Genomic DNA, 21,445 nt, shown 5'->3' with positions numbered 1-21,445 from the left:
CACCACTCAGCTTTTCCCACAAGGGGGTGCGCTCAAATGGCCTCCCAGGTCATCGCCGCGAGTGACGTCGGGGCGCAGGGCTCGGATCCCGCGCCACGCCTGACGTCGGCGCGACTCATCTACTTCTCGTCTGTCTCGGGCAACACCCGCCGTTTTGTGGGCAAGCTCGGTCTCGAGGCAGAGCAGATCCCGCTCCACTTACACGACGCGCCACTCCGGGCAACGGAGCCGTTCGTGCTGGTCGTCCCGACATACGGCGGGACTGGCGGAGCGGGGTCCGTGCCCAAACAAGTCATCAGATTCCTCAACGACCCGCAGAACCGGGGCCTCATCCGGGGCGTCATCAGCGCGGGCAACACGAACTTCGGGGACAACTACTGCGCTGCAGGCGACATCGTCGCCGTTAAGTGCCACGTTCCCCACCTCTACCGATTCGAACTCATGGGCACGCCCGAAGACGTGGCCCGGGTCACCGAAGGATTGGACGCATTTTGGACACGACTCTCGCTTCCCCTGCAGTAGCAGCGACGGCAGATCCGAAGGAGCTGCCCGCGAAGTACAAGGGCCTCGGCTACCACGAGCTCAATGCCATGCTGAACCTGTATGGCGACGACGGGAAGATCCAGTTCGAGGCGGACCGCTACGCGGCGCGCCAGTACTTCCTCGACCACGTCAACACCAACACGGTGTTCTTCCACGATCTGGACGAGAAGCTCGAGTACCTGATCAAGAAGGACTACTACGAGCGCGAGACGCTTGACCAGTACACGATGAACTTCGTCCGCGACCTGTTCGGCCGGGCGTACAAGAAGAAGTTCCGCTTCGAGACGTTCCTCGGCGCGTTCAAGTTCTACACGTCCTACACGCTCAAGACGTTCGACGGCAAGCGCTACCTCGAGCGCTACGAGGACCGAGTGTGCATGGTTGCGCTCCACCTTGCCCGGGGTGACGAGCAGCTCGCGACCCAGCTCGTGGACGAGATCATCTCGGGCCGCTTCCAGCCGGCCACACCCACGTTCCTCAACGCCGGGAAGAAGCAGCGCGGCGAGCTCGTCTCGTGCTTCCTCCTGCGCATCGAGGACAACATGGAGTCGATCGCGCGCGGCATCAACTCGGCGCTCCAGCTCTCCAAGCGCGGCGGCGGCGTCGCCCTCTCGCTGACGAACATCCGCGAGCACGGCGCGCCGATCAAGCAGATCGAGAACCAGTCCTCGGGCGTCATCCCCGTCATGAAGCTCCTCGAGGACTCCTTCTCGTATGCGAACCAGCTCGGGGCGCGCCAGGGGGCCGGCGCCGTGTACCTGCACGCACACCACCCGGACATCTACCGCTTCCTCGACACGAAGCGCGAGAACGCTGACGAGAAGATCCGCATCAAGACGCTCTCGCTCGGCGTCGTCATCCCGGACATCACGTTCGAGCTCGCGAAGAAGAACGAGGACATGTACCTCTTCTCGCCGTACGACGTCGAGCGCGTGTACGGCAAGCCGTTCTCCGATGTCTCGGTGACCGAGAAGTACTACGAGATGGTCGACGACGCGCGGATCAAGAAGACGAAGATCAGCGCCCGCGAGTTCTTCCAGACCCTCGCGGAGATCCAGTTCGAGTCGGGCTACCCCTACATCATGTTCGAGGACACGGTGAATCGGGCCAACCCGGTGGCCGGCAAGGTCACCATGAGCAACCTGTGCTCGGAGATCCTGCAGGTCTCCACGCCGAGCGTGTACAACGAGGACCTCTCCTACGCGAGCGTTGGCAAGGACATCTCCTGCAACCTGGGCTCGATGAACATCGCGAGGACCATGGACTCCGAGGACTTCGGGCTCTCCATCGAGACCGCGATCCGCGCGCTCTCGGCCGTGTCCGACATGAGCTACATCGAGTCCGTGCCTTCCGTCGCCGAGGGGAATGCGAAGTCCCACGCGATCGGCCTCGGCCAGATGAACCTCCACGGGTACCTCGCCCGCGAGCGGGTCCACTACGGCTCCGAGGAGGGTCTGGACTTCACGAACATCTACTTCTACACGGTGCTTTTCCACGCACTGCGGGCCTCGAATCGGCTCGCAATGGAGAACGGGCAGGCGTTCGGCGGCTTCGAGAACTCGAAGTACGCCTCGGGCGAGTTCTTCGACAAGTACACCGAGCAGGAGTGGGCCCCGCAGACCGAGAAGGTCCGCGAGCTGTTCGCCAAGGTCGAGGTTCCAACCCAGGACGACTGGCGAGAGCTCAAGCTCTCGGTCATGGAGCACGGCATCTACAACCAGAACCTCCAGGCGGTCCCCCCGACGGGCTCGATCAGCTACATCAACAACTCGACCTCCTCCATCCACCCGGTCGCGGCCAAGATCGAGATCCGCAAGGAAGGCAAGATCGGGCGCGTCTACTACCCGGCGCCGTACCTGACGAACGAGAACCTCGACTACTACCAGGACGCGTACGAGATCGGCTACGAGAAGATCATCGACACGTACGCGGCCGCCACGCAGCACGTGGACCAGGGCCTCTCGCTCACACTGTTCTTCAAGGACACTGCGACGACGCGGGACATCAATAAGGCCCAGATCTACGCGTGGCGCAAGGGCATCAAGACGCTCTACTACATCCGCCTCCGCCAGCTCGCCCTTGAGGGGACTGAGGTGGAGGGTTGCGTCAGCTGTGCGTTGTGAGACTCAACTATCGATTCTTCGGATGAAAGGGTAGGAGATGACGACGGCGACGGGTGGGATACGGCTTCGCCACGAGTTCGAGTACCGATATGTAGGACTCACCACCAAGACCGCCCGCGTCCGTCTACGTCAGCATGTCAAGGTCGCTTCGGAAGGACGAAAGACCCCTTTCTACGATTGGTTGCGAAAGCAGAATGCGTCGGAATTGGCGGTTGACGAACTGGATTGGATTGAAGGTCTCGACGCATTGGGGACCGCCGAGATCGATTGGATTGCCTATCTCAGACTCGAAGGCGATCGGCTCCTCAATCTCTCCGAAGGCGGGCTCGGGCCAACCGGAGTGGTCTGGACGGACGAGATGCGCGAGGCCGCTCGAATCCGGTCGACCGGTCGCAAGGGGCTTAGCCGCCTTGGAGAAGCAGCGCCCTTCTATGGCAAGAGTCATTCCGCTGAGCAGAAGAAGAAGTGGTCTAGGGAACGCAGAGGCCAGAATGCCGGGCAGACAAATCCGAACTTTGGGAAGTTCGGGTTGGAGCACCCTAGCTTTGGGCACGTCATGCCGGAGGAATCCCGGCGTGCATTGTCCGAGCAGCGCACGGGCGCAGGGAATCCAAACTATGGCAGAACGGCCTCCGCGGAGACGAAGGCTAAGATGTCCGCCGTTCGCAAGGGCGTCCCTATGCCGTCGAGCCGCCGGAGCGCTCACACGCGCCACCACACGAACAAAGGTGTCACCAAGGACACCTGTCAATACTGCATCGAGGATGCAGCCAAGCTCACGATGAGTGAAGAAAGAGACAGCCACCATGAGTGACAAGCTCAAGCTCCTCGATCACGTCCAGGCGATCAACTGGAACCGCATCCAGGACGAGAAGGACGTCGAGGTCTGGAACCGCCTCGTGAATAACTTCTGGCTGCCCGAGAAGGTGCCGCTCTCCAATGACGTGCAGTCTTGGGCGACCCTGACCCCGCAGGAGCAGCAGCTCACGATGCGCGTGTTCACGGGTCTGACGCTCCTGGACACGATCCAGGGGACGGTGGGCGCCGTGTCGCTGATCCCGGATGCCATCACCCCCCACGAGGAGGCCGTCTACACGAACATCGCCTTCATGGAGTCTGTTCACGCGAAGAGCTACTCGTCGATCTTCTCGACGCTGTGCTCGACCAAGGAGATCGACGACGCGTTCCGCTGGAGCGTCGAGAACGAGAACCTCCAGCGCAAGGCGCACATCGTCATGGACTACTACCGTGGCGACGAGCCGCTCAAGCGCAAGGTCGCCTCGACCCTGCTTGAGAGCTTTCTGTTCTACTCGGGCTTCTACCTGCCCATGTACTGGTCCTCGCGGGCCAAGCTGACGAACACCGCCGACCTCATCCGCCTCATCATCCGCGACGAGGCCGTGCACGGCTACTACATTGGCTACAAGTTCCAGAAGGGCCTCGAGAAGGTCTCCGAGGAGAAGCGCCAGGAGATCAAGGACTACACGTTCGAGCTGCTCTTCGAGCTGTACGAGAACGAGGTCCAGTACACGCACGACCTGTACGACTCGGTGGGACTGTCCGAGGACGTCAAGAAGTTCCTGCACTACAACGCCAACAAGGCCCTCATGAACCTCGGTTACGAGGCCATGTTCCCCTCGTCGGTCACGGACGTGAACCCGGCGATCCTCTCGGCGCTGAGCCCGAACGCGGACGAGAACCACGACTTCTTCTCCGGGTCCGGTTCGAGCTACGTGATCGGCAAGGCCGTGAACACGGAAGACGAGGACTGGGACTTCTGATTCGTTTCTGCTTCTGCAGAAAGCGCTGATCACCCAAGAGGATGAGGACGACGGCGGCAGGCCCCCGTCGTCGTCCTCCTTCCGTGCTGGCCGGTTGCGTCCCCGCGTCAGCTCAGATTGGCGCCGACCGTCCCAGAGAACAGGGACGAGCCCATGCCAGGTGAACCACGATGAGCAGGAGCGCGGCGGTCGCGGTGACGGCCATGATGGCATCGTTCGTCTGTGTGTCGTCGCCGCGCACCAAGGGACCTATGATGCGTGCCATGGAGCTCGATGATGTGGCCGCCGAGTTGTACGCGCTCCCGCCCGGAGCGTTCACCGCGGCCCGCAATCAGCGGGCCAAGCAGGCACGGGCCAAGGATCAGGCCCTTCTGGCGAAGCAGATTGCCCGCCTTCCCAAGCCATCCGCGGCCACCTGGGCGCTCAACATGCTCGCCAGGCGCCGCGTTGATGAAATCTCCCAGGTCCTAGACCTCGGCGCCAAGCTGCGCGACGCCCAAGAGGATCTCGACCCCGCGCGGATGCGTGAGCTGAGCCGGCAGCGCTCGAGGCTCCTGAGCGCCGTCGTGAGGGATGGCCGTGCCCTCGCCTCGGACCTTGGGGTGAAGATCAGTGAGCCCGCGGCCTCCGAGATGGAGCAGACGCTGCGCGCGGCCATGACGGATCCACGGGCGTCGGAGGCCCTTCGGAGCGGGCTGCTCGTGCGGACCTTCACGAGCAATGGCCTCGAGCCAGTGGACCTCACGGGTGCCCTTGCAGTGCCGGGCGCGTGGCCAGAGCAGCCCGCAGCCGCGGAGGGCGACGGGTCGGCGTCGATCGTGGTGCCTACGCGAGCTCGGCGCCCGGGCTCCGAGAGCAAGGCCCACGCGGACGATACGGGTGTGGACAAGCTCGCAGTGCGGGACGAGGCGAGGCGGCACGAACGTCAGGCGGCAGAGGCAGAGCTCGCGGAGGCTGAGCGGAGCCTCGACGACGCCGATGCAGAGCTCGCCGACGCGGAGCGTGAGGCAACCGAGGCCGCTGAGCGGCGGGACCGACTTGCGGCGGAGCTCGAGAGCCTCCGGAACCGGGCCGCCGAGCTCGAGGTGGAGGCGGCGTCCGCCGAACGCGAGGCTGGGGCCGCGGAGCGCGCGCGCAGGCTCGCATCGCGTCTGGCAGAGCAGGGACGCCGTGCGGTGGCCCGGGGGCGCGAGCGCCTCGGCCGCCTGTCCTGAGCTGTTGAGGAGGTCCAGCTCAAGGGGACAGCCACCGCCTCGGAGACAGGTGGTGCAGTGAGCGACGAGGGGACGGACTCGACCTACCGCGCGGGGGATGCAAGGCTTGGCTCATGGCCGCCAGCTCCCCGCGGGACGGGTCCAGTGCGCGCGCGTTTCTGGGCCCGTCCCTCTCCGCCGTCCGCTCAGGACTGCGCGAGGCCGTCTCGATAGAGCGGCTCATGCTGGCCGCAAAGACCGCCCTCGCCGCGGGGCTCGCATGGTTCGCCGCGCAGCTGATGCCGGAACCCATCTCGCAGTATCCGTACTACGCGCCCCTCGGCGCTCTCGTGAGCATGTACCCGACGGTGGCGGACTCCCTGCGTAAAGGCCTCCAGAGCCTCCTAGGTCTGGCCCTCGGCATCGGGGTCGCGATGGTCGTGGCAAGCTTCACCGAGACGAGCGCGCTCGCCATAGCAGTGGTGATCGGCTTCGGCGTGCTGGTCGGGGGTCTTCCCCGGATGGGCACGGCGCGGGATTGGGTTCCTCTCGCTGCACTGTTCGTCCTCGTTGCCGGCGGCGGCCGCCGCGAGGACTTCTCGCTCGCCTACCTCGGGCAGATGGGTGTGGGGGTCGCGATCGGGTTCGCGGTGAACTGGCTGGTCTTCCCGCCCCTGCGCTACAGCGCCATCACTCCTGCCTTCAGAAGGCTCCGCCACACGCTTGGCGATCAGCTCGATGAGATGGCGCTCGCGCTGAACGAGTCATCGCCACAGAACCATCAGGACTGGGCCAGTCGCGAGGAACTCCTCGCGGAGACCGCTTCTCGGGTCCGACGCGTGGTCGAAGCCGCCGAGGAGAGCGCCAGGGTGAATCCGCGACGCTGGCGCCGCCGCCGGGATCTCGCGGCGGACCTCGCGGATCTGCGCGCCGTCGAGCGTTCGACCTTCCAGGTCCAGGACATCACGGACCTCCTATCCGGCGTGATCGGTGGGGAGGACGAGTCGTCCGCGATCCCAGTGGACGTGATGCCGCGGCTCGGGGACGCTCTCTCCGCCACCGCTGATGTGCTGCGCGCGTGGGGTGAGTCCGATTCCCTGCCGGACGTCCTAGCCCGAGCCGAAGGCACGATCGATGCCGTCAGCCGGACCTACTACGAGGCGGCAACGGCCCACGGGGCGTCTGTCAGCGTGGCTGCCGCGGTCTCCCTGTCACTGGCCCGGATCATCCGCGTTGTCCGCAGCAGGGAGGAGGGGGAGCACCCGGACAGGAGGCCGGTTCGCTAGGCGCCCGGTCGCGTGGATCGGGACGCCGTCTCAGCGGCGTCGGAGACGCGGCGCCCGTCGCGGGGCATGGCGAACACGGCAAAACCCACGAGTACGGCCACGACGACCACGGTGAGGAAGACCGCCGCCGACGCCGGCACGATCGTTTCGCCCTTCGCCTCGCCGGCGGGGGAGGAGGCGTAGATGCCGTTGGCGATGGCCCCGAACACGGCGACGCCCAGGGCGCTGCCGATCGAGCGCGAGAAGAGATTCGTCCCCGTCACGACGCCGCGCTCATTCCATTCGACGCTCGACTGCGCGGCGATGAGCGTAGGCGAAGCGGTGAGGCCCAGGCCCAAGCCGATGGTGAAGCAGCTTGCCGCGACGGCCACGACGTTCGGTGTGTGGGCCGTGGCCGCTAGAACAGCGGTGCCTGCCACCGCCACCGCGATCCCGATGAGAGCCGTTGTCCGGAATCCTATCCAGAGGTACAGCCGACCGGACTGGGCGGCGCTGATCGGCCACCCGAGCGTCAGAGCCGCGAGGGCCAGGCCGGCGACCACGGGGGAGACCGAGAGTGCGCTCTCGAGGAACGTTGGAACGTACGAGGTGAGCCCCAGGATCATGGCCCCGACGCCGAAGGAGGCGAGCGTCGTCGTCAGCAAGAGGCGCCGCGAGACGACCCACAGGGGCAGGACCGGCTCGGCGGCACGCCGCTCTGCAATGAGGAACGCCCCGAACAGCGCCGGGCCGAGGACGAAGCAGCCGATGCCCAGCGGCGAGATCCAGGCCCAGGCCTGACCGCCCTCGAGGGCGCCGAGGATGACCAGGGTCATGGACAGTGTGAGAAGGCCCGAGCCGAGGAAGTCGATCCGGTGCCGCGCGCGCTCCACGGTCTCGTGGAATGTGCGGGCCAGCATCCATCCGGCCAGCACGCACAGCGGGATGTTCACGAGGAAGATGCCGCGCCAGATCCCGAGGGAGGCAAAGACTCCGCCGAGCGTCGGCCCTACCACGGAGGACACCGCCCACACGCTCGCGAGGTACCCCTGCACTCTGGCACGTTCGGCGACGGTGTAGATGTCCCCCGCAATCGTGATGGCCATGGGCTGGACGGCGCCTGCGCCGAGGCCCTGGATCACCCGGAACGCGATGAGTGCGCCCATGGAGCCGGCCAGACCGCAGAGGACCGAGCCGACGAGGAACAGGGCGATGCCGATGAGGACGATCGGCTTGCGCCCGAGCATGTCCGCGAGCTTCGCGTAGACCGGCACCGAGACGGCTTGGGCGAGCATGTAGGCCGAGAACAGCCAGGGGAACGAGGAGAACCCGCCGACGTCGTTCACGATCGAGGGGACCGCCGTCGCGACGATCGTCGAATCGATGGCCACGAGCCCCGTAGTGAGCATGAGGGCCACGAGGATGGGCCCCCGCTCGGACCGGAAGCCGACATCCGCGCGCGTGATGGTCATGCGAGGGGAACCTCCCTTCGGCTCGAATTAGTCCCGCCGACCGCTGGAGATAGTCTGGATGGGGCCGCCCAGCGTGTGGCGGACCCGGAGAGGAGTGGGACGTGACGCTAGAGGTCGTGCCGAAGGCCGAGCCTGACGGGGTATTGCCGGGGCTGGCAGTCGGCGAGTTCTATTACGAGGACCTCGGCGGCGGACGCTTCCGCTCGACGATCCACGCGCAAGGCGCCTGGAATGCCCACGAACAGCACATGGCCCCCGCCTCGGGGATCCTCGCCCACACGCTCGCCCAGCACGAGCCGCGCCCCGATCTGCGGATCGCCCGCATCAGCTACGAGATCCTCGGTCTCATTCACGCTGGCGAGTTCGAGGTTACCGTGCGCACCGTCCGCCCCGGGAAGACGATCGAGCTCGTCGAGGCCGAACTCACCGCCCGGGGCCGCGTCGCGATCCGCGCAAGCGCTTGGCGGCTCATCACGACGGACAGCTCCGCGGTCGCCGCGGTCGAGGACCCCGCAATCCCTCCGGTCGAGGAGTGCGAGCGCTGGGACGGTTCGACGGAGTGGCCTGGCGGCTACATCCGCTCGCTTGAGATGTACCAGGCGCCCCATCATCGCTCCGGGAACGGGACGGTCTGGATCCGGACTGCGCATCCGCTGGTCGGCGGGGCGGAGAGCCCCGACTGGGTGCGCCTCATGGGCCTTGTGGACACGGCCAACGGCATCGCCACGCGCGTCCCGCCAGGACAGGGAAGCTGGGCGTTCCCGAACGTCGACCTGCAGATCCACATGTACCGGGAGCCGCGCGGCGAGTGGCTCGGGATCGACAATGCGGTGTCCTTCGGCGCGGACGGCATCGGTCTGACCTCCTCGGTCCTGCACGATGCCGACGGGCCCTTCGGCCGAGCCGAGCAGATCCTCACCCTGCGCCGGAGCTGACATGGCGGAATGGAATGACGGCGAGAGCGTGCAGCTCGGCCTGGTCCGGGGCAGCGGAGTGCCGGACGGCGGTTCCGGCGCTGAGCGCGCCGCGGCCGAGCTGGTCCACGCTACCGAGCTGCTCGACGAGGTCAAGCGCGGAGTCCGGGGAGGCACGCTCCGCCTCTACCGCCCCCGCCCCACCCTGGCCTTCGGCCAGCGGGACACCCGTCTCGCAGGATTCGATGCGGCCCGGGACGCTGCCCGTGCGCACGGCTTCGAGCCCGTGGTCCGCAAGGCCGGCGGGCGGGCGGCCGCCTACCATGAGGGCACGCTCATCGTGGACCACATCGAGCCGGCGCGCGAGGCCATGGTGGGCCACCGGCATCGGTTCGAGGTGTTCGGCGCCCTCTACGCAGGCGTTCTGCAGGCGCTCGGAGTCGATGCCCGCGTGGGCGAGATCCCGGACGAGTACTGCCCCGGCGAGTACAGCGTCCACGGGGTGCCCGTCGGGTTCGGCACCGGCACCGCCGTCTCGGGACGCACGACGGCGGCTGGCCGGCTCAAGCTCGTGGGCACGGCCCAGAGGGTGGTCGCCGGAGCCTGGCTCTTCTCCTCCGTCTTCGTGGTGAGCGACGCCGAGCCCGTCAGGGCAGTTCTCACCGACGTGTACCGGGCGCTCGCGCTTCCGTTCGACCCGGCTACCGCCGGGGCGGCCGACGATCTGGTGCCCGGGCTCACCGTCGATGCGGTCGAGACCGCGCTGCTGGCCATGTACCGCGAGCGCGGGGCGGTCGCCTGAGAGCCGCCGCGCCACGCCCGCCAGCCAGGGGCCAGACGGGACGTCGACCCGTTGGGCACGACAAAATAAGGGTGCGCACCCTCTGGGTGCTGTACTAGACCGAGAGCTTCGCCTTCACCTGCGACGCGGACGGGTTGGTCGCAGCCGAGCCGTCAGGGAAGATCACCGTCGGGACGGTGCGGTTGCCTCCGTTGAGCTTCTCCACGAGCTCCGCCGTGCCGTCGACCTCCTCGATGTTCACCTCGGTGTAGCCGATGCCCTGGGCGTCCAGCTGCTTCTTGAGCCGGTTGCAGTAACCGCACCAGGTGGTCGAGAACATGGTGATCGTGCCGTCGGCGGGGGTGAAGTTGTCCATGCAGGAACTCCTCGGTGTAGGGGGTTACCTCGCGCAACGACCTGCGGCGCAACGGTATTCCCTCACCGCACGGTCCGTGGCGGTGACCTGCACGACTCTACGGCAGGATCCGCAGCGACGTGTCCCAGTTGAAGTTCTCGTGTGCGGGGCTCACCTGGAGGCCGGAGACCAGGAGCATGATGGCCTCCAGCTCCCGGGCGCGGCGAAGCGGCCCGGCATCGATGGGTCGCATCTGCGACCGGGCGACGAGCGCGCTGACCTTCTCCTTGGCGGCCTCCGAGTCTCCTGCGATGAAGACGTCCAGATGCTGGCCGTCCACCGAGCCTGCTTCCAGCGGGCCGGCGTAGACGGTGTTGAAGGCCTTCACCACGTCGGCGCGGCCGTTGACGATCGCGGCGACTTCCTCTGCGGAGGAGGTTCCGGCAGGGGTGAGGAGCCGGTCGAAGGTGGACACATCGATGGGGTTGGCGATGTCCACGATCACGCGCCCCTCGATTCCGTCGCCGAGTTCCAGGAGCACAGGGTGGACCTCCCCGTACGGGACCGCCAGGATGACGATCCCTCCTTCGACCGGCGCGCCGACGATTCCGCCGGTCGCGCCCGGGCCGAGGGACTCGACGAGGTCGCGGGTCTGGCTGCCATTGCGACCGAGGATCTGCACGGTGCGGTCGGCCCGCAGCGCCGCCCGTGCCAGTGCCCGCGCCATGTGTCCGCTGCCGATGATGGTGATCTGCGCTGTCATCGCTCTCTCCTCAGGCGTCCGTGCTTCCAGCGGGTGTTGTCGCTTTGCCTGCGTCTGCGGCACTGGCCGCCCCCGAGTCTCCGGAGGGATGAAGCACGAGGACGGGACAGTGTGCGTGTTCCGCGCAGGCCCCGCTCACCGAGCCGAGGAGGAGCCCCATGAAGCCCCCGATGCCGCGCGAGCCGACGATGAGGAGCCTGGCGTTCCGGCTGTTCTCAATGAGGGTGTGGGCCGCTGGGCCCGAGGCCACCAGAGTGGTGAGCCCCGCAGGGCGAGTGCCTCCGTAGGCGTCCTCGACGGCCTGCTCGAGGATTCCCCGGGCATCGCCCTCGGCGTCCCAGTCCAAGCGCGAGTACGAGGTGCCCGCCCCGGCCACGGGAAACTGCCAGACCGTGGCCGCGGTGATCGGCCCGCCGACGACGGGCTCAAGCCGTGCTGCCCAGCGCAGCGCCTCGACGGAGAGGGGTGATCCGTCCACGCCGACGACGATGCCCGCGAGGGCTGTTCCTGCCTCTGTCCCATTCATGCCACCGAGAGTAGGTTCGCCGGAATGGCTGGGATAGGGCCTAAGGCCACGTAGGGCCCGCCGCCGTGGTCGATCACGGCGAGGCAGGTCCAGCCGCGAGGGCGACGGCCGATGACCTGGCCCTTGCCGTTGCGGCGGCGACTGCCCAAACTGACCTCAGGCGCCGAAAGGAGCCGGGCCATGACCCGATCGCCAACCCTCGAAGCAGCACGCCCCCCGTTCGACGCGGTGATCTTCGACCTCGACGGTGTGGTGACCGACACTGCGGCCGTGCACGAGGCCGCCTGGCGAGAGCTCTTCGACGCAGTCCTGCGTGACCCGCGGATCCCACCGGGAACGGATGCCTCGCCGTTCAGGCGGGCCGACTACCGCGCGTTCGTGGATGGGCGGCCGCGCGAAGAGGGCGTTCTCGTGTTCCTCGCCGCACGCGGCGTCGCCGTGCCGCGAGGCGATGCGGGGGATCCGGCGGATCGTTGGACGGCGTTCGGTCTCGGGGCCCGCAAGAACCGGATCTTCCATCGGCGCCTCGAAGCGACGGGCGTTTCGGTGTTTCCCGAGACGGTCGACCTCCTTGGCCGCCTCAGGGCTGGGCGTGTCCCGGTCGTCCTCGCGACGGCTAGCAGGAACGCCCCGGCGATCCTGAGGGCGGCCGGACTCGAGGGCATCTTCGACTGTGTCCTCGACGGCGCCGACGCCGCCGCGGCGGGCTTCGCCGGAAAGCCGGCACCGGATGTCTTCCTCGAGGCGGCGCGGCGGGTCCACGTCGATCCGGGACGCGCCGTCGTCATCGAGGACTCGGTGTCGGGAGTCCAGGCTGCGCGCCAAGGCGGCTTTGGCCTCGTGGTCGGTATCGACCGTTCAGGCCATCGCCCCGAGCTCAGCGACGCGGGGGCCGACGTGGTCCTCGACGACGTGGGAGAGCTCGATCTGGGACTCGTCGTCGCGAACCCGTGGCATCTGGTGTACGAGGGCTTCGACGCGGGCCACGAGGGGCACCGTGAGGCCTTGACGACCCTCGGCAACGGCTATGTCGGAGTGCGCGGCGCAGCACCGGAGAGCGGCAGGGCGGGTCCGGGCTATCCGGGCACCTACCTCAGCGGCATCTACAACCGCGTAGTCAACCGCGTGGAAGAGGAGGAGACCGAAGACGAGCATCTGGTCAATGCACCCAACTGGCTCCACCTCGACCTGCGGATCGAGGGCGGAGTCTGGTGGTCCATGGGCGGTCTCACCGTGCGTTCCGAGCGGCGCGTCCTGGACATGCAGCAGGCGGTGCTCATGCGGGAGGCCACCCTCGAGGACGACGGCGGTCGGCGGATCACCGTGGCACAGCGTCGGTTCGTCTCCATGGCACTCCCGCAGCTCATGGCCCTCGAGACAAGCGTGACCGCCGAGGGCTGGAGTGGCCAGGTAACGATGCGCAGCGGCGTGGACCTCGACGTGAGCAACGAGAACGTCCTCGAGGACACGCTCCTCGCGCACCGCCATGTGCGCGACGTGAGCCCTACGGAGGAGACAGCCCCTCCCGACGTCGATGAGGGAACCGGGGACTTGGATGCCACTCTGGTCGCCGAGGCAGAGACGATCCAGAGCCGCATCCGCATCGCTGTGGCGCTCCGGAACCGTGTCACGGGGTCAGCGCGCGGGGACGTGAGCGACGGCTGTGTCGGCGCGCTGCATTTCCACGAGTTCGCCCTGCGGCTCGACGACGGACGGCCGGTCCGCCTGACGAAGACGGCCGCCTTCGCGACGTCGAGGGACCACGCCCTCTCGTCGGCCCGCACGGGAGCCGCCGCCGTGCTCAGGCGCTCGCCGGGCACCTTCGAAGAGCTCCTCGCGAGCCATTCTGCAGCCTGGCAGCGGTTCCTCCATCTCTTCACCGTTGAGCTCGATGCTGCTCCCAGCGTGCAGTTCGCCGTCAACCTTCACGTCTTCCACGTCCTCCAGGCCCTCGCCCCGTTCGTCGAAGATCTGGACGTGGGAGTCCCGGCCCGCGGACTGCATGGTGAAGGCTACCGGGGGCACGTCTTCTGGGACGAGCTGTTCGTCCTGCCTCTCATCACCTCGCGTCTGCCGGCCGTGGCGAGGGCTCTCATCGCGTACCGCTGGCGGCGCCTGCCCGAGGCACGGCACGCTGCGGCCGGGCTCGGTCTCCGCGGCGCGCTGTTCCCGTGGCAGAGCGGCAGCGACGGGCGGGAGGAGACTCCTCGGTGGATCTTCAATCGAAGGTCCGGCCATTGGATGCCTGACTACTCCCGGCTGCAGCGGCATGTGGGCCTCGCCGTGGCCTTCAACGCGTGGCAGTACTTCGAGGCGACGCACGACAGGTTCTGGCTCCTGCGCCAGGGCGCGGAGCTCATCATCGAGGTCGCGCGGCTCTTCGCATCGATGGCAGAGTACGACCCGCTGGAGGACCGCTACCACGTCCGCGGGGTGATGGGCCCCGACGAGTATCACACGGGCTACCCTGGCCGGCCGTCATCCGGCATCGACGACAACGCCTACACCAATGTCTTGGCCGCATGGGTGTGCCATCAGGCGGCCCACCTCCTGCACGTCGTTCAGGGCCACGACCGGGACGACCTCGCCGACCGGCTCCGTATAGAGCCCGCCGAGCCCGAGCTCTGGGCGCGCATGGGCCGGCGGATGTCGGTGCCGTTCCACGGCGAAGGCATCATGAGCCAGTTCGCCGGATACGGCGACCTGGCCGAGCTGGACTGGGACGCGTACAGGGACCGCTACCACAACATCGAACGCCTCGACCTCATCCTCGAGGCCGAGGGGGACAGCACCAACCGGTACCAGTTGGCCAAGCAGGCAGACGCCCTCATGCTGCTCTACCTGTTCGGCCCCACCGAGCTCACAGCGCTGCTCGGACGGCTCGGCTACACCGTCACCGCGGAGCAGCTGGCACGGACAGTGGACTACTACCTCGCTAGGACCGCCCACGGCTCGACCCTCAGCCGGGTGGCGCACTCGTCAGTGCTTGCCGGCATGGATTCGGAACGGGCATGGGACACCTTCTGCGAGGCGCTCGACGCCGACCTCGACGACACCCAGGGCGGCACCACGCGCGCGGGAATCCATCTCGGCGCGATGGCCGGATCGATCGACGTCGTCCAGCGCAGCTTCGCGGGCCTCCGGCTCACAAGCGACGCGTTGATCTTCGCTCCCCGGCTGCCCGACGGGCTGCGCTCGGTGACATTCCGTGTGCGGTACCGGGATCAGCTGCTCGACGTCGACCTGGGGCAGGATCAGCTCCGGGTCTCCTCGGCGAGCGGCGACGCTGGGCCGGTGCGGATCCGGGTGGAGGGCGAGGAGATCCTGCTGCGCTGCGGCACGTCCCACCGCTTCCGCATCCAGGCGGGCCAGCCTCGTCCTTGGCCTACGCCGGCGCGATGAGCTCCGGCCCGTTGTTCCGGACGCTGTTCACGAGGCTGCCCACGATCCGTGGCGTGAGGTGCGGCTCCGGCATCGCATCGATGAGCGCCTTGACGTCCGCCTCGCCCGTCGTCTCCGGGTCGAGCCAGTCCGCCCACATCGCGCGCGGGACGATCACCGGGGTCCGGTCATGGATGTAGCCCAAGGAGTCCGACGCCGGCCCGGTCAGGATCGTGCACGTGCGCACCCACCGCTCGGGGTCATCCGGGGGGAGTGCAGGGTCGGGCCAGTTCTCGAAGAGGGCAGCGAAGGCGAGCACACCGCCGTCGGACGCGTGGAGGAACGTGGGTACCTTCTCGATCTTCACGCCCTTCGCGGCCGCCTCGGCAGCGCCGGGCACTTCACGCTTCTCCCACTCGTAGTACCCGTCCGCGGGAACAAGCGCACGCTTCGACGCGGCGGCCTTGCGGAAGGACGGCTTCTCCGTGACCGTCTCCCGCCGGGCGTTGATGAGCCGCGCGGCCGACTTCGTGTCCTTCGACCACGGCGGAACCAGGCCCCAGCGTGCGGTCACCAGCTTCCGGGAGTGGTCCCCGGACACCTTGTCGCGCCGATCGAGGATGATCGGCACAGGGTCGGTAGGAGCGATGTTGTACGAGGGCTCGAGGGAGTCGACGTAGGTCTCGTCGACATCGAACTCGGCCACGAGGTCGCCCACGTCGCGGGCCATGACGTATCTGCCGCACATGAGGCCATTATTCCCGGCCGACGCTAAGCTGAGCCTGTTCGAAGCTATCTTCGATGGTGATTCACCGGATTCCTTGGCCCTGGGAGCGCCGCTTGCCCTTCACACACCTGCATGTGTCGCCTTCCTCCGGCACACCCAGCTCCGGTCCCGGGCCCGAAGAGTTGGCCGAGGCGGCGCTCGCCGACGGGGCGACGGCGCTCGCACGCACCCACCGCGATGGCCTGTACGGCGCAGTCGAGCATGTCGGTACCTGCCTCGAGCGGGGCCTGGCGCCGATCGTCGGGGTCGATCTCGCGGTGCTTGCGGAGCCGGAGGAACCGGAGGGCGGGCCGCTCGATGAGGGGCAGGACAGTGCGGCGGCCGACGGCGCGGAGCACGGCAGCATCGAGGCCCGCGAGATTGGGGGAAAAGCGGGCGGCCGGAGACCGAGCCGCGGGTCGGCCGGCGTGGCGGGGCGCGTCGTCGTGCTCGCGCACGGCGCTAACGGTGGGGCCGGCTGGAGGGCTCTGTGCCGGCTCGTGTCCGATGCGCACGCGCACACTCGCGGAAGGAATGCCGCCAGCTCGGGAGGCCGGGTGCCGGCGGGGGTCCTGCGATCGGAGCTCGCCGCACGCTGCCTCGACCCCGAGAGCGGCAGGCCCGTCCTGACGGTGCTCGTGGGCCCGGATTCGGACGTGGGGCTGGCGATGGGCGGGCCGAAATTCCTGCGTCCGCGGACTCTGTTCCGCGAATGGGCCCGCGCGATGCCGGCCGGGGTACTCGCCGTCGAGCTTGTCACGCACCTCAGCCCGCCCGGCGAGCCGCTGAGCACCTCCCGAGCCGTCCGGATGCTGCGTCTCGCGAGCGAGCACGGCGTCCCCGCGGTGCTGAGCAACGCGGTGCAGTGCGTCGAGGAGGCTGGGGAGGCGTGGTTCAAGCCCGCGGACGCGATGCGGGAGATCGGCGCGGCGCTCATCGGTGCAGCCGGCCTGCGTGGGGCTGACCTTGAGAACCTCCTGTCCAATACCGAGCGCATCGCAGATCGCTGCCGGCTCGACCCGGCGTCCGATGTCGGGTGGACAGCCGGCCCGGATCCCTCGGGCCCGGATCCCTCGGGCCCCGACTCCGTCGCCGCCGTCGCGGATCTCCTGCGCACCGCGGGGCTGCGTTCCGCTGAGCGCGGTACCGGGGCGCGGGGCCTCGCGGCCGGAGCAGCGCCAGGCCTCGACGTGGAAACCACTCAACTGCGTACCGTCTATCGCACCATCGCCAGGCACTTCGGTGCCGACCGGGTGGTCCTCGTACGAGCACAGGGCCGAGGCAGGGACGGCGATCTGTCCCACGACCGGCCAGAGGACGCGGCCTCCGATGAAGGCGGCCGCCAGCCCGAACTTCTCGGCCGGCCTCCCGAGGTGCCCAGCCCACGGCCCGCCGACGCGGCGTCATTCGGCGTGGTCATCGGCGACGCGAGCCTCTTGGACCGCGTCCCCGCGGAGCCGAGCGGGATGGGTGTGCCGGTGAGCCAGTTCGGCAGGGAGGAAATCGAGCGTCTGGGCCTGCTCACGATCGAGATCCGAGGCGAGCGCAGGCTGAGTGTCGTTGCCCATGCTGCGCTGGAGGCCGCTCGTGTCGAGGGGTCTGTCATCGATCTGGACGCCGCCGAGCCCGCGGACGGCTCCACCGTCCTTGATGCCCAGTGCGCTTGGCTCAGGGCCTACCATCCCGCGGCGTATCTGGCCGGGATCGCCGAGCACGACGGCGGGACCGACCCCGGGCGGCTCCTCTCCGCCGAGGCGCGGCGCCTAGGCGTCCCTGTCCTGCCCCTGGACGTCAACGAGAGCCGGAAGTCCTACCAGGTCGAGCGGATTGCCTCGGGGCCCGACGCGGGGAAGCTGGGCGTCCGGCCTGCCCTGACGGGCACCGGCGGTCTATCGCGCCGCGAGCTGGAGCGGCTCGTGGCGCATCAGCCCTACGCATCGGTTTCGGACGTCCGGGTCCGCGCCCAGCTGCGCGACGGACCTACACGACGACTCGCCGAGCTCGGTGCTTTCGATTCCCTGTACCGGGCCGCCGCAGACCTCGAGAGCCGAGCGGACCTCGTCGCCCAGCTGGCGCGACTCGCGGAGCCGGCGAGGCCGGCACCTCACGGCGCCCCTGGCGAGGGCCAGCTGCGGCTCGAACTCGAGGGCGCGGGGCAGGGGATGGGCGCCCGCGGGCGGTGACCGGGGGCAGGACCCCGTTTCCGCTAGGCTTGTCCGTGGCTGGCTGTGGTCCCCGTACGCCACAAGCTATGAAGCCGCACAGATGAAGAGGAGACCCCGTGTCAGATGCCCAGCAGACCACCATTACCGTCGACGGTGAGCCAAGCACCGTGACGGTGGGCACCACGGGAACCGAGGTCTTCGACGGCCGGCGGGAGATCGTCGTCATGCGCGTCGACGGGGTCCTCAAGGACCTCGACCAGCCGATCCCCGCAGGTGCCCAGGTCGAGGGCGTCAACATCGCGAGCGAGGACGGGCTCAATGTGCTGCGTCACTCGACCGCCCACGTCATGGCCCAGGCGGTCCAGCAGCTCCGCCCCGATGCGAAGCTCGGCATCGGTCCGTACATCAAGGACGGCTTCTACTTCGACTTCGACGTCGACGAGCCCTTCACGCCCGAGGACCTGCGGGCCCTCGAGAAGATGATGCTCAAGATCGTCAACCAGAATCAGGTGTTCCGGCGCCGCGTCGTGACCGAGGTCGAGGCCGGCGCCGCCATGGCCAACGAGCCGTACAAGCTCATCATCCTCGGGGCCAAGGACAACCAGTCCGAAGGAGCCGCGAAGGAGGGCGCCAACGTCGAGGTCGGCGCCGGCGAGATCACCATCTACGACAACATCGAACGCAAGAGCGGCGACGTCGTCTGGTGCGATCTGTGCCGCGGCCCGCACCTGCCCAACACGAAGCTCATCTCGAACGCTTTCGCGCTCACCCGGTCGGCGGCCGCCTATTGGCTCGGGTCCGAGAAGAACAAGCAGCTCCAGCGCATCTACGGCACGGCATGGCCGACCAAGGAGGCGCTCAAGGAGTACCAGGACCGCATCGCGGAGGCGGAGCGCCGCGACCACCGCAAGCTCGGCGCCGAGCTGGACCTCTTCTCCTTCCCCGACGAGCTCGGATCTGGCTTGCCGGTGTTCCATCCCAAGGGCGGGATCATCAAGCGCGAGATGGAGGACTACGTCCGCCGCCGGCACATCGAGGAGGGCTTCCAGTACGTTGGGACGCCGCACATCTCGAAGGATGGGCTGTTCCACACGTCGGGCCACCTCCCGTACTACGCCGACACGATGTTCCCGCCGCTGCACGTGGACGAGGAGCGCGACGAGGACGGCAACATCACCAAGCCGGGCCAGGACTACCGCCTCAAGGCGATGAACTGCCCCATGCACAACCTCATCTACCGGTCCCGCGGACGTTCCTACCGCGAACTTCCGATGCGGCTGTTCGAGTTCGGCCACGTGTACCGCTACGAGAAGTCCGGCGTGGTCCACGGCCTGACCCGCGTGCGCGGCTTCGCCCAGGACGATTCGCACTCCTACGTGACCAAGGAGCAGGCGCCGGGCGAGGTCAAGCACCTGCTCGACTTCATCCTGTCACTCCTGCGGGACTTCGGGCTCGATGACTTCTACCTCGAGCTGTCCACGCGTGACCCCGAGTCGGACAAGTTCATCGGCACGGACGAGCAGTGGGAGGAGGCGACGGCCGTCCTCGAGCGGGTTGCCCTCGAGACCGGCCTCGAGCTCGTCCCGGATCCGGGCGGAGCCGCCTACTACGGGCCCAAGATCTCAGTCCAGGCCCGCGACGCGATTGGGCGCACGTGGCAGATGTCGACCGTGCAGTACGACTTCAACCAGCCTGCGCGCTTCGGCCTCGAGTACCAGGCCGCCGACGGCACGCGCCAGGAGCCGGTCATGATCCACGCGGCCAAGTTCGGATCCATCGAGCGGTTCATGGGCGTCTTGACGGAGCACTACGCGGGGGCCTTCCCGGCGTGGCTCGCGCCGGTGCAGGTCGTGGCGGTTCCTGTCGCCGAGGCGTTCAACGACTACCTGTACGACGTCGTGGATCGCCTCAGGAAGGAAGGGATCCGTGCCGAGGTGGACGCCTCGAGCGACCGCTTCCCGAAGAAGATCCGCACGGCCAGCAAGGAGAAGGTGCCGTTCGTCCTCATTGCGGGCGGCGAGGACGCGGAGGCTGGCGCCGTCTCGTTCCGGTTCCGCGACGGCAGCCAGGACAACGGCGTGCCGATCGAGACGGCGATCGAGCGCATCGTCGAGGCCGTGCGCACGAGGGCGAACTGACATGGCGGAGTCCACGGGTGTCGGTGAGCGGCGCGCCAGCTCCGAGGCCGCGATGGATGCCGAGGTGACGGACGGCTTCGAGCTGCCCGGAGCGCCGGATGCCTTCGGGCGCCTGTGGACTCCGCACCGCATGGCCTATGTCAAGGGCGGGCAGGGCCAGTTCCGCAACCAGGACGACTGCCCGTTCTGCGCGGCCCCGGGCCGAAGCGACGAAGAGTCCCTCATCGTGCACCGCGGCCGCACAGCCTATGCCGTCCTCAATCTGTTCCCCTACAACCCGGGCCACCTTCTCGTGTGCCCCTACCGTCATGTGCCCGACTACACGGACATCACGGCGGAGGAGACCGCGGAGATGGCCGCGATCGCGCAGACCGCCATGCGCGTGATCCGCAAGGTCTCCGGACCCCACGGGTTCAACCTCGGCATCAACCAGGGCGACGCCGGTGGGGCCGGGATCGCCTCTCACCTCCACCAGCACATCGTGCCCCGATGGGGCGGGGACGGGAACTTCCTGCCGATCATCGCCCAGACGAAGCAGATCACCCAGACCCTCGACGAGACCCGCCGAATCCTCTCCGAGGCCTGGCCCGAGGACGGGACGGCAGCGGGTGCTGAATAGGCACGCGCGCAACGCGTTCACAAGGCTCTTCACACCCGTCGCCGCGTTCCTCCTGCGCCTGCACGTCTCGCCCGACGCCGTCACGCTCGCGGGCACGCTGGGCGTCTCGCTCGGTGCCCTCATCCTCTTCCCTCTGGGGCAGCTGTTCTGGGGCGTCGTCGTCATCACGCTCTTCGTGTTCTCCGATGTGGTCGACGGCATCATGGCCCGCCTCGCGGACCGCGCGGGCCGGTGGGGGAGTTTCCTCGACTCGACGCTCGACCGGGTCCAGGACGGCGCGGTGTTCGCGGGGATCGCGTTCTGGTACTTCGGAGCGGGCCATGACTTCGCCACGGGTTCACTCGCCCTGGCCTGCCTCGCACTGGGCAACATCGTCTCGTATGCGCGCGCCAAGGCCGAGTCCCTCGGGTACACGGCAAATGTCGGGATCGCCGAACGGGCTGAGCGGCTCGTGTCCACCCTCGTCGTGACGGGACTCGTGGGACTCGGCCTGCCGGTGCCCTTCCTCACGGCCACGCTCGCGCTCCTCGCCGCCGCGAGCATCGTGACGGTGTGCCAGCGTGTCCTCACAGTGCGGTCCCAGGCCGATTCACCCGGCGCCGCCTGAGCCTGTGCAGGTGCCCTGAGAGGCCTTCCGGAGGTTGGGAGTCATACCAGTCA

At 68.0% G+C, this 21,445-nt stretch carries 18 protein-coding genes; 13 read left to right on the top strand and 5 right to left on the bottom strand.

What is annotated here, in order from left to right:
• Positions 1 to 36: 36 nt before the first annotated feature.
• The 6 genes from nrdI to AB5L97_RS10290 all read left to right on the top strand — a co-directional run bounded on the left by nrdI (position 37) and on the right by AB5L97_RS10290 (position 6,926).
• The gene (gene nrdI, locus AB5L97_RS10315; protein WP_307958392.1) at positions 37 to 522 is read left to right on the top strand and encodes a class Ib ribonucleoside-diphosphate reductase assembly flavoprotein NrdI; all 486 of its coding nucleotides are present in this window, start codon (positions 37 to 39) and stop codon (positions 520 to 522) included.
• Between the two features lie 23 nt (positions 523 to 545).
• A complete protein-coding gene (nrdE, locus tag AB5L97_RS10310) occupies positions 546 to 2,666 on the top strand; it encodes a class 1b ribonucleoside-diphosphate reductase subunit alpha (protein WP_369047409.1) in 2,121 nt (706 codons plus the stop codon).
• A gap of 37 nt (positions 2,667 to 2,703) precedes the next feature.
• Positions 2,704 to 3,480, top strand: coding sequence for an NUMOD3 domain-containing DNA-binding protein (locus tag AB5L97_RS10305; protein WP_369044646.1), 777 nt, complete (start codon positions 2,704 to 2,706; stop codon positions 3,478 to 3,480).
• Entirely contained in the window at positions 3,473 to 4,447 is a 975-nt protein-coding gene (gene nrdF, locus AB5L97_RS10300; protein WP_307958390.1) for a class 1b ribonucleoside-diphosphate reductase subunit beta, read from the top strand. Before AB5L97_RS10305 ends, nrdF begins: the two co-directional genes overlap by 8 nt.
• A 263-nt stretch (positions 4,448 to 4,710) precedes the next feature.
• A complete protein-coding gene (locus tag AB5L97_RS10295) occupies positions 4,711 to 5,661 on the top strand; it encodes a hypothetical protein (protein WP_369044645.1) in 951 nt (316 codons plus the stop codon).
• A 113-nt stretch (positions 5,662 to 5,774) separates the two neighbouring features.
• A complete protein-coding gene (locus AB5L97_RS10290; RefSeq protein ID WP_369044644.1) occupies positions 5,775 to 6,926 on the top strand; it encodes an FUSC family protein in 1,152 nt (383 codons plus the stop codon).
• Here the strand turns inward: AB5L97_RS10290 and AB5L97_RS10285 are convergent.
• On the bottom strand, positions 6,923 to 8,377 hold the full coding sequence (locus AB5L97_RS10285; RefSeq protein ID WP_369044643.1) for an MFS transporter: 1,455 nt from the start codon (positions 8,375 to 8,377) through the stop codon (positions 6,923 to 6,925). The two genes, AB5L97_RS10290 and AB5L97_RS10285, sit on opposite strands and share 4 nt — an antisense overlap.
• Positions 8,378 to 8,478: 101 nt before the next feature.
• Between AB5L97_RS10285 and AB5L97_RS10280 the strand changes: the two genes are divergently transcribed.
• Together AB5L97_RS10280 and AB5L97_RS10275 are read left to right on the top strand one after the other, a co-directional pair.
• A complete protein-coding gene (locus AB5L97_RS10280) occupies positions 8,479 to 9,312 on the top strand; it encodes a thioesterase family protein (RefSeq protein ID WP_369044642.1) in 834 nt (277 codons plus the stop codon).
• 1 nt (position 9,313) lies between these two features.
• Positions 9,314 to 10,093 carry a lipoate--protein ligase family protein gene (locus AB5L97_RS10275; protein WP_369044641.1) on the top strand — a complete coding sequence of 260 codons (780 nt, stop codon included), beginning with the start codon at positions 9,314 to 9,316 and terminating at the stop codon, positions 10,091 to 10,093.
• Positions 10,094 to 10,187: 94 nt separating this feature from the next.
• On the opposite strand, the gene AB5L97_RS10270 is transcribed toward AB5L97_RS10275, so the two are convergent.
• From AB5L97_RS10270 to AB5L97_RS10260, 3 genes are all read right to left on the bottom strand, one after another.
• Complete coding sequence (locus AB5L97_RS10270) at positions 10,188 to 10,448, bottom strand: mycoredoxin (RefSeq protein WP_307958384.1); 261 nt, start codon at positions 10,446 to 10,448, stop codon at positions 10,188 to 10,190.
• 97 nt (positions 10,449 to 10,545) lie between these two features.
• A complete protein-coding gene (locus AB5L97_RS10265; protein WP_369044640.1) occupies positions 10,546 to 11,190 on the bottom strand; it encodes an NADPH-dependent F420 reductase in 645 nt (214 codons plus the stop codon).
• Positions 11,191 to 11,200: 10 nt separating this feature from the next.
• A complete protein-coding gene (locus AB5L97_RS10260; protein WP_369044639.1) occupies positions 11,201 to 11,716 on the bottom strand; it encodes a universal stress protein in 516 nt (171 codons plus the stop codon).
• A 180-nt stretch (positions 11,717 to 11,896) separates the two neighbouring features.
• On the opposite strand from AB5L97_RS10260, the gene AB5L97_RS10255 reads away from it, so the two are divergent.
• On the top strand, positions 11,897 to 15,118 hold the full coding sequence (locus tag AB5L97_RS10255; RefSeq protein ID WP_369044638.1) for an HAD-IA family hydrolase: 3,222 nt from the start codon (positions 11,897 to 11,899) through the stop codon (positions 15,116 to 15,118).
• On the opposite strand, the gene AB5L97_RS10250 is transcribed toward AB5L97_RS10255, so the two are convergent.
• Positions 15,102 to 15,845, bottom strand: a complete 744-nt coding sequence (locus AB5L97_RS10250; protein WP_369044637.1) for an SOS response-associated peptidase — start codon at positions 15,843 to 15,845, stop codon at positions 15,102 to 15,104. The genes AB5L97_RS10255 and AB5L97_RS10250 overlap by 17 nt on opposite strands.
• A gap of 92 nt (positions 15,846 to 15,937) precedes the next feature.
• Here AB5L97_RS10250 and AB5L97_RS10240 point away from each other — a divergent pair, with 92 nt between their 5' ends.
• From AB5L97_RS10240 to pgsA, 4 genes are all read left to right on the top strand, one after another.
• Complete coding sequence (locus AB5L97_RS10240; protein WP_423246780.1) at positions 15,938 to 18,046, top strand: hypothetical protein; 2,109 nt, start codon at positions 15,938 to 15,940, stop codon at positions 18,044 to 18,046.
• Positions 18,047 to 18,144: 98 nt separating this feature from the next.
• Complete coding sequence (gene thrS, locus AB5L97_RS10235; RefSeq protein ID WP_369044636.1) at positions 18,145 to 20,166, top strand: threonine--tRNA ligase; 2,022 nt, start codon at positions 18,145 to 18,147, stop codon at positions 20,164 to 20,166.
• A 1-nt stretch (position 20,167) separates the two neighbouring features.
• A complete protein-coding gene (locus AB5L97_RS10230) occupies positions 20,168 to 20,785 on the top strand; it encodes an HIT family protein (RefSeq protein ID WP_307958377.1) in 618 nt (205 codons plus the stop codon).
• Entirely contained in the window at positions 20,775 to 21,392 is a 618-nt protein-coding gene (gene pgsA / locus AB5L97_RS10225; protein WP_307958376.1) for a phosphatidylinositol phosphate synthase, read from the top strand. The genes AB5L97_RS10230 and pgsA overlap by 11 nt, the downstream gene beginning before the upstream one ends.
• The last annotated feature ends 53 nt before the right edge of the window (positions 21,393 to 21,445 follow it).

The sequence above is a fragment of the Sinomonas sp. P10A9 genome (assembly GCF_041022165.1).
GTDB classification, from domain to species: domain Bacteria; phylum Actinomycetota; class Actinomycetes; order Actinomycetales; family Micrococcaceae; genus Sinomonas; species Sinomonas puerhi.
The sequence above is the reverse complement of the archived record's forward strand: the minus strand, read 5'-3'. Positions and strand labels throughout refer to the sequence as shown.